The organism is Natrinema versiforme JCM 10478, from assembly GCF_000337195.1.
GTDB classification, from domain to species: domain Archaea; phylum Halobacteriota; class Halobacteria; order Halobacteriales; family Natrialbaceae; genus Natrinema; species Natrinema versiforme.
Window position 1 is genome coordinate 110,629 of record NZ_AOID01000013.1, and the last position, 13,663, is coordinate 124,291.

Genomic DNA, 13,663 nt, shown 5'->3' on the forward strand with positions numbered 1-13,663 from the left:
TTAGGCCACCAGCACCCAGCCGATAAGTGCGATCGAGGAGAGTCCGATCGCGTATTTCAACCCGCTCAGCAGGTCGGCGTCCCGGATGTAGCCACAGATGAACCCGGAAATGATCGCTTGGAGGGTCACCGCGTGGAAGAACAACACCGAGAGCATATCGACGTCGATGTTCTCGCTGAGGTTCGCGCCGCTCGTCGCGCCCCCGCCTCCGGCACCGGATCCGCCTGTCTCGGCACCGCTCCCGCCGGCGTTGAGGCCGGCCATCGTATCGATAAACTGGGTTTTGAGGATCGCGATCACCGCGAGCACCGTCATGAACGTCATGATGATGATCACGATCTGCATCCGCGTTCGGGACTTTCGCTCGCGTTCGATGTCGTCGTGGTTCTCGCTCGCGGTCGCGGCCGTCCGAAGGACGTCCGAAATCTGGTTCGACGCCTCTTGGGCTTCGGTGATCAGCCGCGTCGTCCGGGCGAGTCGCGGGATGTGGTACTTGTTGTTGAACTCGATGAACGCCTCCTTGAGGCTCATCCCGTAGTTGACCTTCGTGTGCATCATCTCGAACTCGCGGGCCAGCTTGCCGTTCGTGGTGTCGGAGACGGCCTTGAGCGACTCGAGTAGCGTCAGTCCGGTGTCGTTCGAACTCGAGAGTTTGCGGAGGTCCTCGGAGAGTTTGTTGACGACAGAGTTTCTGTGCCGAACGTTCCACTCGCGGAAGATCGCGAGGGGGATCGCGGTGATATACAGCGGCAGGTAGATGTAGAGGAACGTCCCCCAGATCGGTCTGTCGAGGAGTTCCGCCCACGACAGCGGCGCTGCGCCGTTGACAACGGCCGTGACGACGATGACCAGTGTCAGGGGAACGGTTATCGCGAGAGTGACCAGCGGATGGTCGCGGAAGAAGAAGTGGGGGTTTCGCAGGACCTCCATCGTCTCGTAGGTCCCCTCGCGGTTCTTGATCCGGTCGAAGACGCTGTGTTCGCCGGTGAACTGCTCGACGAGTCCGAGGCTCAGCAATCCGTCGCCCTGTCCCGTTTCGGTCCGCTGATCGGTGTTCCCCATCGAGAGGTAGCCGTCGCCGGGGTCGTCGTGTTTAACCGTCGAGACGAGGACGATGAAGCCGACGCCGATCATCGGGATAAGTCCGTAGACGACCATATAGAGCATGTTGTCCGTCACGGTCGCGTCCGGGATCATCTTCATGACGACCATGATGATGATCAGAAGCAGCGGGAACAGGGACAGCGTCATGTACATCTCGCCGAACAACTCGAGGGTCTCGAGGGTGAGTTCTTGTTCCTGCTTTGCGGTGCGCATGTGCTTTTCTTTCTTATCCTGCAGGAAGCTCTCCATGTCGCCACCGCTGTTGACGATTGAGAGCATGTCGGTCAGGAACTGCGAGAGGTCGTCGCTCGGCGTCTCGAGCGCTTGTTTTCGGATCGCCGTTCGGTAGTCGATATCGAAGTATTCGGTCTCCTTGACGATGCTCTGGAACTCGTTTGCCACCTCGCCGTAGGTGTCGTCGGCCTGGGCCATCGCCTCGATGATCTCGAGTTGGTTCAGCCCGCCGACCGACAGGGCATACATGAACGAGACCGAGTCGGTCAGGAGCATGTTAATCTCGCGCTTGCGGGCCGAGGCGCGCGAGTAGGGGATCGCGACCATCGATCCGAAGCCGACCGCGAAGCCGATCGATCCGAATAGCAGTCCGGTAACGAAGACGACGGCCGGAACGCGAATCATCTCGATGATATCGAGGAGCAGTCCGTGGCCGACCGGGATACCGATGAGCGCCTCGTTCGAGAGGAGACCGATGGCAAAGATGCCGTAACCGAGAAGCAGGCCGATCAGCCAGAGGCTGAGCCCGCTGATGAAACCGATTCCGAGCGCCCGAGAGAGGTAGAGTTCGACCGTATCCGTCATCCGGGCCTGTGCCAGTTTCGTCTCGACGTCGCTGACGAACTCGCTGTCCTCATCGAACAGCCGATCGTAGAGGGGGTAGAACCAATCACCGAGCCCGTCGGAGCTGGCCGACATGCCCGAACCGCCGCTGTCGTCGGTCTGGAGGCTCATGAGTCGTCCTCGTCGCTGTCCGCAGCGCCGAAGATACCGCCGTTGTTCTCCGTCGACTCATCGTCGGCGTCACCTTTGAAAATCGACTCGTCATCGCTCGAGTCACCGTCTCCGTCGTCGAACAGCGAGCCGTCATCGTCGGCCTCGTCCGCGTCGTCGGTGAAAATGGACTCCGAGCCGCCGCCGAATATCGAGTCGCCCTTGCCATCGTCGCCGGCGTCGCGCGATTGCGATTCGTCGGCTGTCGGCTCGTCGTCGACTGACTCGGCCGAACCCGGGTTCGAGTCCGGTTCCGATTCCGGTTCGGCCTTGGCTATCGGTTCGTCATCGTCGTCGGACCCGTCCGGCGGGTCCGCGTCCGCGGTCCCGTCGTCGATTTCGATCGTCGGCGGTTCCCGCTCGTCGCTCGAGTCCTCCGTATTCGTGTCATCGGGAGTCGTCGACTCAACGGTGGCCGGCTCCGACCCGTCGGATTCGTTCTTGGCGTTCGAGTCCATCGTCGAATCGGTCGGCGTCTCTGTCGTCGATGCCTCGTCGGTCGTCTCCGATGCTGACTCGTCCTCGTCAGCGAGTTGCTCACTGAACCCGTTCCCATCCGACTCCCCGCCCGATTCCGGATCGAAGATCGAATCGAGATCGTCTTCCGGGAACATCGAGTCGAATCCGGAGGTGTCCGGTCGATGAGAGGCCATCGAATCGCCGGTCGACGCGGTCTCCTCGGAACCGGGACCGTCGATCTCGTCTATCGGTCCGCCCATATCGTCGAACAACCCGCCGAGATCCCCGTCTTCGGCGTCGTCATGTGGGAGAACCGCCGACTCACCCGAATCGTCCGGACTGCTCGAGCTGTCAAAACTGTCTGGCCCGTCCGAACTCGTGGCCGACGTTCCGTTCGTACCGCTCTCACCCGGTTCAGCCGCCGGACTCGTCGCACTCGAGGGACTCGCATCGACTTCCGTGTCCGGTCGGGTCGGCAGCTCCGTCTCCGGTTCCGCGGTCGCCCCAGCGTCGGCAGCCGGGCCCTCCTGCGGTTCGCTACTCGAGACATCTTGGCGGTCGGTACTGGCGTCGGCGGCGGCCAGTTCGTCAGTGGACGTGCCACTGTCCGTCGCGGCAGTCGCATCCTCGGGCTCGCCGTCAGTCGGTTCGACATCGAACCCGGAGTCTTCGCTCAGCCACGCCGGCTCGTCGCCCCCGTCGTCGCCGTCGATCGCGAACTCGGCCGAACTGTCGCCTAACTCCCAGGCGTCCTCGTCGACGGTCTCGTCGACGTTGCCGCCGAACTCGAACTCCTCGCTGTCGGCGCGGTCGACGTCGATCGTGCTCTCTTCCTCGACATCACCGAGCGCGCTCGCGAGCCCGCTCGGTACTTCGCCGCGGAACTCCTCGAAGACCGATTCCTCGGCCCGCTCCAAGATATCCATCGAGAGGTTGTACGTCTCGCTGGTCGACTCGGGCCGGGGCACGAGTTCCTCTTTTTCGGGATCGACGTCGATCAGCACGCTCTCCATCTCGCGGAGGTCCTCGAGGCTGTCCTCGAGTTGGCCGTTCGCGATGAGCGTGAGGATCGTATCGGGGTCGTTGATGAAGGCCTGGACCGTCGCGGCGACCTGCGCGTACGTGTTCAGCTCGTTCTTAATGAGGTATGCGAGGATGACCTCCCGCTTGAACAGTTCCTCCTCGAGCTTTTCGTTGCTCCACCCGCGGTCGAACTGGATCTCCTCTAACGTGTTCGAGTCCCCCATCTTGAGGTACTCGTCGGTTTCGGCTTGCCACTGGTAGACGTCCTGGACGTTGATCTCGTCGTGTTCGGCCTCGTAGTGGTTAATCTCGGTCAGGGACTTGTTCCGGCGGACCTTCCGCCCTTGGACCCGGGTCTGGGTCTGGATCGAGACCAGATCCAGCGCCGTGAACATTGTCTTCGAGACGTTGATCGGGTCCGTCGTGAATCGCTTGAGGACCTCGTCGACGGAGTCGGCGTGGAAGGTGGTGTAGGTGGTGTGACCGGTCGACATGACCTGAAACAGTGTCCGGCCTTCCTCGCCACGGATCTCGCCCATCACGATGTAGTCGGGCCGCTGGCGCAGCGCGGCTTCGAGCAGGTCGAACTCGTCGACGTCGCCCTGTTCATCGTCGGAGAACGACGGTCGCGTGACGCTCGCGATCCAGTTTCGCTGCGGCAGTTCGACCTCCCGGGTGTCCTCGATCGAGACGATCTTCGCACTCGAGGGGATAAACAGCGAGACGGCGTTCAGCGATGTCGTCTTCCCGGATGCAGTACCGCCCGCGAAGATCAGGCTCTTGTGGTTCTCGATGGCGAGCCAGAGGAAGGCCATCTCGTCCAGGCTGAACGTGTTCCAGTTGATGAGGTCGATCGGCGTGAACGGGACATCCTTGAACTGTCGGATCGTGTAGTTGGTCCCGTGGTCGGACACTTCCTCTCCGAGCGTGAGCTGGGCGCGAGAACCGTCGGGCAGGGTCGCGTCGACCTGCGGGAGCCGCTTGCTGATCCCCTTGCCCGAGCGCTGGGCGAGTTTGACGACGAAGTCGTCGAGTTCGTCCTCGCCATGGTAGATGTTCGTGATGATCTGCTCGTACTCGGAGTGGTAGACGAACACCGGCGAGTTGTAGCCGTCGACGGAGATGTCCTCGACATTGATGTCGTGTTTGATCCCGTCGATGCGCTCGTAGCCGATGAAGTCCCGTTTGAGCAGGTAGAGCAGCTTCTCGACTTGATACTCGCTCAGCGTGTCCGGATCGTCCGCGAGGACCGCCGGCTCGGGACGGACGGAGAGCCCCTCGAGTTGACTCGGTCCGGCGTCCTCGACTTCCGTTTCGTCGTCGTCGAGCAGTCCACGGAGCGTCTCGAGGATTCCCTCGGCCGTCTCGCCGGAGGTCGCTTCGAAGAGATCATATCGCTTTAACAGCCGTCGAGTCTCGTCCTCGATAACCGTCCGGCGGCCGTCCTCGGTCGATTGTTCCTTGACACCGTCCTCGGAGTACTTGATCGCCTTCCGGAGTTTGCCCGAGAGGAACTCTTGAAGTTCGATCTCGATCTCGTTCCGGTAGGGCTCGATCATGTAGTACTTCTTCTCGTTTTCCTTCTCCGAGTGGAAAATGACGACGTAGGCGTAGGGCTTGTTCACCCAGTAGCGCTCGACTTCCTGAAAGTGAGTCTTCTTCTCGAACGGAACGGCCTTCTCGAGGTCGTAGCGATTGGAGACGGTCGTGTTGCCCGCGGCCGTCGAGAAGAACTCGTCTTCCTCGATATCTTCTTGAATGTTGACTGTTCGTTCCTCGACGATCTCGTCGAGTTCCAACGCGGCGTCGTTGCCGGCCGCGAGACGTGACTCTACCGTGTCGGGATCGAAGCCGAGGGCCTCCTCCTCGTCGTGACGAACGATCTCGCCGTCACCGTCGCGCGGGCGACTGCCGTCCTCGTCGTAGTAGTACTCCCACTTGTAGTGTTCCCAGGTCCAGGTGTCCTTGACGACCGGCGTCGTCTCCGGATCGACATACTCGCAGAAAATCTCCCAGAGCGTGTCGGCGTCGTCGCCGGCGGTGGGCAAGACGTGATCCGTGAGGTCGTCGGGGTGGTGGCCGAGATACGATGCCGGATCGAACTCGACCTGATTCCAGTCGTCCCCGGTCGGCACCCTCGAGCCGACGTTCTCGTCGGTATCGAGCCCGAGTTGATCGTCCGTTGCGATCGGGTCGTCCGGGTACAGGTCGGCGATCTCGTCGCCGTGCCCGTACTCGTCCATGAACTCTTCCCACGTGTACTCGCCGACGCTGACCGCCGAATCCGATATCGGGCCAGCCCCATGAGACCGCTCGTCTTCCGACGCAGCGTCGGATGCCTCCCCCTCAGAAAAGTCCCCGGCATCCGATTGGTCGGCCTCGTCAATAGCCATTGCGTCTACACGAACGCTCACCCTTCAAAAAATTCATCCGCCCATTACCATTTCTGATAATCCTGCGCCGGGCGATTTCGTGTACACACGAACAGGTTTTGTATAACATGGTTCTTAGTCTACATTAACTAGCTAGTAGACGGATCCATGCGACCCGGCTGGTGGCATCCCGACGAAACCCGCGTCGTCGAACGGATTCCCAAGACGGCGACTGGGAAGTTCGACAAGAAAGGACTGCGCGAAAAGCTTGACGTGGGCGACGACGAAATGGAGGACCGATGAGCGATCTGTTCGATCTCGAGGGACGAGTCGCAGTGGTAACGGGCGGCGGCCGCGGTATCGGCCGCGCGATCGCCGTCGAACTGGCGAACGCGGGTGCGGCGGTCGTTCCGAGCGCCCGCTCGACGGACGAGATCGAGGCCGTCGCCGCGGACATCGAGGCCGCGGGCGGCGACGCCGTCGCCGTTCCCGCGGACGTGACCGATCCTGACGCCGTGGGAGACGTGATCGACCGCGCGGCCGCCGAGTTCGGCGGCGTCGACGTCGTCGTCAACAACGCCGGCTTCAATCCCGACGATGCGTTGGGCCGACCCGAAGATGTCGAGACCGAGAGCCTCGATCGGGTGCTGGACGTCAATCTGAACGGGGCCTACGAGGTCACCCACGCCGCCGCCGATCACCTCCACGAGAGCGACGGCGGCTCGGTCATCAACGTCGCCAGCGTCGGCGGACTGGTCGGGCTGCCGCGCCAGCACCCCTACGTCGCCTCGAAGCACGGACTCGTCGGACTCACCAAGAGCATGTCCTTGGACTGGGCACCGGAAGTCCGAGTCAACGCCGTCGCACCGGGGTACGTCTCGACGGAACTCACCGACGACCTCGAGGGCAACGAGCGACTGCGCCAGTCGATCATCGATCGCACGCCGCTGGAGCGGTTCGCCGAGCCCGAAGAGATCGCCGGCCCGGTCGTCTTCCTCGCGAGCGAAGCCTCGAGTTACGTGACCGGGTCCGTGCTCGCGGCCGACGGCGGCTGGACGGCGCGCTGAGTTCCTACCCGGGGTTCGGGACGACCGCGTGACTGACACTCGACGATGATGGCCCGGCTCGAACCGATCAGGTTCGGCCGCGCCGTTCCATCAGCAAAAATCGTAGTGGTTGTTGTGACCATGTGGTAGTTCTCCCAACCCTTAGCCGCTGCTCCGAGCTACCACCACTATGCGATACAATGACAGCGACCGAGCGCGCGAGGTCGCCGATCGCGCCAACGCCTTGCTAGAAGAAGTCGTCCTGCCGGTCGAACGCGAGCGAGCCGGCGGAATGGCCGTCTCGAGCGGCACCATCGCGGAACTCCGCGAGGCCGCCCGCGAGTACGATGTCTACGCCCCGCAGATTCCCGAGGAGTACGGCGGGATGGGACTGTCCTTCCGGGAGTCGCTGCCGGCCTTCGAGGAGGCCGGCCGCAGCCTGCTCGGACAGGTCGCGATGCGCGTCGATGCCCCCGACGAGGGGAACATGCACCTCCTCGAGTTGGCCGGCGACGAGCTGCAAAAGGAGACCTACCTCGAGCCGCTGGTCGCGGGCGAGCTCAAGTCCGGCTTCTCGATGACCGAGCCGATGCAGGGCGCGGGGTCGGATCCGAAGATGATCCAAACCACCGGGGAGAAAGACGGCAACGAGTGGGTCATCGACGGCCACAAGTGGTGGACAACACAGGGCGTCGAGGCCGATATCCTGATCGTGCTCGCCCGAACCGATCTCGAGGCCCACCCCTACGAGGGCTGTTCGCTCTTTCTCGTCCCGGCCGACGCCGACGGCGTCGAGGTCATCCGCGATGTCCCCCACATGGGCGGCGGTAATCGCGGCGCGTCTCACGCCGAAATTCGCTACGAGAACGTCCGCGTGCCCGACGAACACCTGCTCGGCGAACTGAACCAGGGCTTTACCCACGCCCAAGAGCGACTCGGCCCCGCCCGGCTGACTCACTGCATGCGCTATTCGGGGATGGCCCAGCGCTCGCTCGACATCGCGAAGGCCTACGTGAGCGAACGCGAGGGGTTCGACTCCACCCTCTCGGACAAGCAATCGCTTCGCCACCGGATCGCCGACGCCGAAACGAAACTCCACATGGCCCGGACCGGCATCCGCGACGCCGCCGACCGGATCGCCGCCGGCGAGGAGGCCCGCGTCCCCGTCTCGATGTGTAAGGTCTACACCGCAAACGCCACGCAGGACGCGATCGACCTCGCGGTGCAGTGTTGCGGTGCCAACGGCATCGGGAAGGACCTCCCGCTCTCGGACTTCTACGAATCGGTCCGCCAGTTCCGCATCGTCGACGGTGCCGACGAGGTCCACCGGCGGGTCATCGCCCGCGCGGCCTTCGAGGACGTTCCCACAGAGGAACTCGAGCCGCTCACCCGCTTTGGCGACCCGAACCGAGACCGACGCGCCAACCACTGACGACGCGCTCGCTGTCGGTCGTTTCCGTGCTGGTTGTTGTCCGTGCCGGCTGTCTTCCGTTCGCATGGAACGATCGGCTAGAACGAGTGTGGAACGATCGGCGTTGCTCGAGATCACTCCGCTACCGCTTTGAGTCCTGTCGGTCGCTAGTCTTTCCGAGTTTCGTGTCGTATCTCGAATGTGGCCTTCTCGGCAACGACCCAGTGGGATTCGAACCACGGTCGCAGCGAAGCTGCTCCCTGCTTCGAATCCCGTGCCCGTTCGCTCGTCGCGTCCGCTCCTCGCAGAACGGGCGTGGCGGGATTCGAACCCACGATCAGAAGGTTAGGAACCTCCTGCCCTATCCGCTAGGCCACACGCCCCGGCGCGAAAAGAACTTAGTTGGTTTCCGTTTCGGGCTCCGTCTCGGTCTCCTCGTCGGTGGCGACGGGTTCCGTGTCGACGAAGTCCTCGTCTTCCTCGAGGTCGGAGTCGCTCGCGTCACCGTCGTACTCGCCGGTTTCGCGCATTTCCTCGAGTTCCGTTTCGACCTTCTCGCGCCCCTTCTGGAACTCACCCATCGCCTCACCAGTCGATCGTGCCAGCTTCGGAATCTTGTTGGCTCCGAAGAGCAAGACCGCGATGACAAGAATGATGGCGAGTTCCGGAGGCCCCATGCCGCCGGGAATGAACAGCGGTGCAATTTCGGCTACCATCTCTATGCGTTGCTTACCCGCTGGCAATTATAACCTTTTTGGACCACTTAGGTAACCAAGAAGCCGCGACAGTCCGTTTGAAGAGACATTCGGATAACGGAGAGAGCCGGTCACCCTTCTCGGACATCGCATCGCAATCACCTCACGTCGTATTCGGCCCCTGCAGCAACCTTGAGGATCGAGTGGGCGAACTACAGGTTCGTATCCGATTCGACGCGGGTGGCTGATGCGTTATACGCGACACCCGGGTAACTGGTCCGCGAACGAAACTGTCTTTCCGGCTTGCACACAATGGACCGACGATGGTAACAACTGGAGACGCCGCACCCGACTTTACCGCACCGCTCGCAAACGGCGACATCGAGGAGTTCACGCTCTCCGAGCGCCTCGAGGACGAAGCACCGATCGTCCTCGCCTTTTTCCCCGGCGCGTTCACCGGTGTCTGTACCACCGAGATGTGTACGTTCCAGGACCGCCTGGCCGCGTTCAACGATCTCGACGCCACCGTCTACGGCGTCAGCCGCGACTCGCCGTTCACGCTCAACGAGTTCCGCGAGCAGAACGGCCTCGAGTTCGGGCTCATCAGCGACTACAACAAGGAGATCATCGACGACTACGGGATTCCGATGGACTTCGCCGATCTGGGCGTCCACGGCGTCGCCAAGCGCTCCGTCTTCGTCATCGACGCCGATGGCGAGGTCGCCTACTCGTGGGTCAGCGACGACCCCGGCGTCGAACCCGACTACGACGAGGTCGAGGCCGCAGTCGACGACCTCTCCTAACGCTGCACGGACACCGCGACCGTCGCAGGGCTTTTTTAGTCCGCAACCGACCTACCGGTATGAGCGACTCCGCTGTCGACGAGGATTCCCGTCGCGTCTATACTCCCGACGACGATCACAGCTTTCCCGACGAGAAACTAAATTCGGTCCTCGAGTTCATCGACACCGACGAGGAGATCGCGGCCTATCTCGAGGCCCAGAACATCAACGCCGTCGACCGGATGCGGTACAACGATCACGGCACTAAACACATCGAGATCGTCCGCAATCGGGCGTTGTGTCTCTACGACCTGCTCAAGGCGGGCGATGTCGATTTCAACGGCGCGCGCCAGCAGGGACTGGCCGAGGAGGACGAATCGGTCATCGTCGCGCTGGCGGCGACGCTCCACGACGTCGGCCACATCGTCCACCGCGACAGCCACGCCTACTACTCGATCCCGCTGGCCGCGGACATCCTCGATCGGATCCTCCCCGAGTTCTACGGCGTCGGCGACGCAGTCCGGATGAAAGGCGAGGTCCTACACGCGATCCTCTGTCATCACACCGCCGAGACCCCGTTGACCACCGAAGCCGGCGTCATCCGTGTCTCCGACGCCCTCGACATGGAACGCGGTCGCTCCCGGATCCCCTACGAGTCCGGCGGCCGTGGCATCAACACCCTCTCGAGTCAGGCCATCAGCCGCGTCTCGCTCCAGCGGGGCGACACCACGCCCGTCATGGTCGAGATCGAGATGACCAACGCCGCCGGCGTCTATCAGGTCGACAACCTGCTCAAGGCCAAACTCGAGGACTCCGGGCTCGAAGACCAGATCCGGATCGTCGCGCTCAACACGAACGAGAACCGCGAGCAGCTAGTCGAGCGGATCGAGCTCTAAGACCCACCTTTTGCCCTGCGGTCTACCGCGCTGGTGACTTCGTCACACAGCGCGGCGTCCCTCGGCAAAAGCTGGACCAAAAGCACTCCTCCCTCCGTTCGCTCGCGGTGCTCGCTTCACATCAGTCGTCGGCCCGCGAGCGCCTTCGGCGCTCGCGGCGGGTTTCGGGTACCTGCCTGCCCTTCCCCGAGTCACGAGTTCCTCGCAATGCTCGGAACTCGCTCCCGGCCATTCAGGTCAGTCGATATCTACTTAGGCGAGTTCGTACCGTCCATCCTGCCGTTCGAGGTAGCCCCGGTCCCGAAGCGTTCCGGTGATCGAGAGGATCGTCCCCTTCGTGACCGCGAGGTCGTCACAGAGGTCGTCAGCGCTCGCGCCGTCGCTGGCGGCCAGATACAGGTAGACCAGCTTCGCACGCGCGGAATCGAGATCGGTTGGGATCGACACGTCGAGGTCCGTCGTCGCTGTTTGGTTCATACACGACCCTGTGTGTTTCGACGATAATAAACGTCATCTACAACGATTGTCGAAATTACGGTGGCGAGACGGCTGCTGCTACTGTCGATACGAGATGCGTCGATCGTCGAATACCCGCCGAAGTGACGAGCCAGTCGCTCGAGTCGCTGATTTCGGCGATAGTCGATCGTCGTACCACTGACTCGTGATACCGCGTCACAGAGTTCCTGCAGCCGGGAATTCGGGCGGACAGCTTTTGTGGCCTCCCTCGCGAGTACTACCAAACCGATGTCGATGCAACTCACTCTCCTCGCACTGTTGACCGGACTGCTGACCGGCGTCCTGTTCGGGTCTCTCAACGTTCCGATCCCCGCCCCGCCGGAGCTCCCCGGAATGATGGGCATCATCGGCATCTACGTCGGCTACCGGCTGATCGAGCACCTCGACATCGGCGTCAATCTCCTCGAGATACTCGGCGTGTAACGGAAGCTGAGGCTCACGTGTGATATCGTGCGACTCGTCAACCGAACGATCCGACTGATAAAAAATCCGCTGCGACTGCGGTCTGCGATCAGTAGCTGCGTTCTTTCGGCTCGTAGGTCTTGTTCTGGCCCTCGAGGATGACCGGGCGGTAGAAGATCGAGGGCTCGCCGTCGTCCCACGAGATGAGCGTGTGCTTGAGCCAGTTCTCGTCGTCGCGGATCTGGTTCTCCTGTCGCCAGTGAGCGCCGCGGAACTCGTTGCGCACGAGCGCGCCAAGTGCGATCGTCTCGGCGACATCGATCAGGTTCCGCGTCTCGATCGTCTGCTGGAGGTCCGTGTTGAACGTCTTCGACGGGTCGTCGACGTAGACGTCCTGGTACTCCTGTCGACACTCGCGGATGATCTCGAGCGCTTTCTTGACCCCCTCCTCGGTCCGGAAGACGTTGACGTAGTCGGTCATCGCCTTCTGGAGTTTGGCGCGGATCTCGGCGTGCTGGACGCCGTCTTCCTTGTCCATCAGAGTGTCGACGCGCTCGCGGGCGGTCTCGACCTTTCGCTCGAGGATGCCCTCGGCGTCGGCGGTGACGCCGCCGTCCGCGGCGACGCCGCCGGACGTGTCGAGTCCCGCGTCGCCGGGCTGGACGGGGAGTTCGGTCTCGGTTTCGTCCTCGACGTCGTCGCCGTAGCCGGTCCGGATCTCGGGCTCGCCGAGGTCGTCGCCGGCGGCGTGGCGGCCGGCGCGCTTGCCGAAGACGATCAGTTCCGGCAGGGCGTTCCCGCCCAGCCGGTTGCCGCCGTGGACGGAGACGCAGGCACACTCGCCGGCGGCGTAGAGGCCATTGACGCAGGTCTGGCCGTTCTCGTCGACCTCGATGCCGCCCATCGCGTAGTGTTGGCCGGGCTTGACCGGCATCGGCTCGACGAGGCCGTCGACGCCCTCGAAGTCCTCCGCGAGGTGGAGGATGTTCTCGAGGCGGTCCATGATGCGCTCTTCGCCGAGGTGGCGCATGTCGAGGTGGACGTACTCGTCGTCGACGCCTCGGCCCTCGTTGACCTCGGTAAGTTCGGCGCGGGCAACGACATCCCGCGAGGCGAGCTCGCCGGAGTTGTTCGCATAGCCGTGCTCGAACATGAACCGCTCGCCCTCGTTGTTGTAGAGGATACCGCCTTCGCCGCGGACACCCTCGGAAATGAGGACACCCGTCGACGGCAGCGACGTCGGGTGGAACTGAATGAACTCCATGTCCTCGAGCGGCGCGCCCGCACGATATGCCATCGCGTGGCCGTCACCGGTACAGGAGACGGCGTTAGTGGTGTGATCGAAGGCCTGCCCGGGGCCGCCGGTCGCGAGGACGACGCCCTGATCGGCCTTGAAGCCTTCAATAGTGCCGGACTGGACGTCGTAGGCGACGACGCCGTGGCACTCGCGGTCGTTCGGGTCCGATTCGTTGGTGGTCGCCAGATCCATCACGTACCACTCGTCGTAGACCTGAATGCCTCGTTTGACGACCTGCTCGTACATCGTGTGCAGCAGGTGGTGACCCGTCTCGGCTCCGGCGTAGGTGGTCCGCGGGTACGAGAGTCCGCCGAACGGACGCTGGGAGACCCGGCCGTCCTCCTCGCGGGAGAACGGCATCCCCCAGTGCTCTAAGTTGATGGTCTCCTCGGGGGCGTCCTGTGCGAGGGTCTCGACCGCCGGCGCGTCGCCGAGGTAGTCCGACCCCTTCATCGTGTCGTAGGCATGGAGTTCCCAGTCGTCGCCCTCCTGGAGGGCGGCGTTGATACCGCCTTCCGCCGCGCCGGTGTGGCTGCGGACGGGGTGGAGTTTCGAGACCATCGCCACGTCGGCTCCCGCTTCGTGCGCTGCGATCGCGGCTCGGAGGCCGGCACCGCCCGCGCCGACCACGATAACGTCGTGTTCGTACATG

The 13,663-nt window shown here is 63.0% G+C and carries 11 protein-coding genes and 1 tRNA gene; 6 read left to right on the plus strand and 6 right to left on the minus strand.

Annotated features, from left to right (window positions below; translation table 11 throughout):
• Positions 1-2,073, minus strand: coding sequence for a type II secretion system F family protein (locus C489_RS03685; RefSeq protein WP_006429796.1), 2,073 nt, complete (start codon positions 2,071-2,073; stop codon positions 1-3).
• Complete coding sequence (locus C489_RS03690; RefSeq protein WP_006429797.1) at positions 2,070-5,987, minus strand: ATPase, T2SS/T4P/T4SS family; 3,918 nt, start codon at positions 5,985-5,987, stop codon at positions 2,070-2,072. The genes C489_RS03685 and C489_RS03690 overlap by 4 nt, the downstream gene beginning before the upstream one ends.
• Before the next feature lie 147 nt (positions 5,988-6,134).
• Between C489_RS03690 and C489_RS20650 the strand changes: the two genes are divergently transcribed.
• The 3 genes from C489_RS20650 to C489_RS03700 all read left to right on the plus strand — a co-directional run bounded on the left by C489_RS20650 (position 6,135) and on the right by C489_RS03700 (position 8,444).
• The gene (locus tag C489_RS20650) at positions 6,135-6,269 is read left to right on the plus strand and encodes a hypothetical protein (RefSeq protein ID WP_006429798.1); all 135 of its coding nucleotides are present in this window, start codon (positions 6,135-6,137) and stop codon (positions 6,267-6,269) included.
• A complete protein-coding gene (locus tag C489_RS03695) occupies positions 6,266-7,033 on the plus strand; it encodes an SDR family NAD(P)-dependent oxidoreductase (protein ID WP_006429799.1) in 768 nt (255 codons plus the stop codon). The genes C489_RS20650 and C489_RS03695 overlap by 4 nt, the downstream gene beginning before the upstream one ends.
• Before the next feature lie 169 nt (positions 7,034-7,202).
• Positions 7,203-8,444, plus strand: a complete 1,242-nt coding sequence (locus C489_RS03700; RefSeq protein WP_006429800.1) for an acyl-CoA dehydrogenase family protein — start codon at positions 7,203-7,205, stop codon at positions 8,442-8,444.
• 289 nt (positions 8,445-8,733) lie between these two features.
• Here the strand turns inward: C489_RS03700 and C489_RS03705 are convergent.
• Both C489_RS03705 and C489_RS03710 read right to left on the minus strand, forming a co-directional pair.
• Positions 8,734-8,806, minus strand: a tRNA-Arg gene (locus C489_RS03705).
• Between the two features lie 15 nt (positions 8,807-8,821).
• Complete coding sequence (locus C489_RS03710) at positions 8,822-9,139, minus strand: Sec-independent protein translocase subunit TatA/TatB (protein WP_006429801.1); 318 nt, start codon at positions 9,137-9,139, stop codon at positions 8,822-8,824.
• Positions 9,140-9,441: 302 nt separating this feature from the next.
• On the opposite strand from C489_RS03710, the gene C489_RS03715 reads away from it, so the two are divergent.
• Positions 9,442-9,921: a redoxin domain-containing protein gene (locus C489_RS03715; protein ID WP_006429802.1), complete on the plus strand. Its 480-nt coding sequence runs from the start codon at positions 9,442-9,444 to the stop codon at positions 9,919-9,921.
• Between the two features lie 59 nt (positions 9,922-9,980).
• A complete protein-coding gene (locus tag C489_RS03720) occupies positions 9,981-10,796 on the plus strand; it encodes an HD domain-containing protein (RefSeq protein ID WP_006429803.1) in 816 nt (271 codons plus the stop codon).
• Positions 10,797-11,048: 252 nt separating this feature from the next.
• Here the strand turns inward: C489_RS03720 and C489_RS03725 are convergent, their stop codons facing one another.
• Entirely contained in the window at positions 11,049-11,273 is a 225-nt protein-coding gene (locus tag C489_RS03725) for a helix-turn-helix domain-containing protein (protein WP_006429804.1), read from the minus strand.
• Between the two features lie 267 nt (positions 11,274-11,540).
• On the opposite strand from C489_RS03725, the gene C489_RS03730 reads away from it, so the two are divergent.
• Positions 11,541-11,735, plus strand: coding sequence for a XapX domain-containing protein (locus tag C489_RS03730; protein ID WP_049890560.1), 195 nt, complete (start codon positions 11,541-11,543; stop codon positions 11,733-11,735).
• Between the two features lie 88 nt (positions 11,736-11,823).
• Here C489_RS03730 and C489_RS03735 read toward each other — a convergent pair whose 3' ends face one another.
• On the minus strand, positions 11,824-13,662 hold the full coding sequence (locus C489_RS03735; RefSeq protein WP_006429806.1) for an FAD-binding protein: 1,839 nt from the start codon (positions 13,660-13,662) through the stop codon (positions 11,824-11,826).
• Position 13,663: the final 1 nt, after the last annotated feature.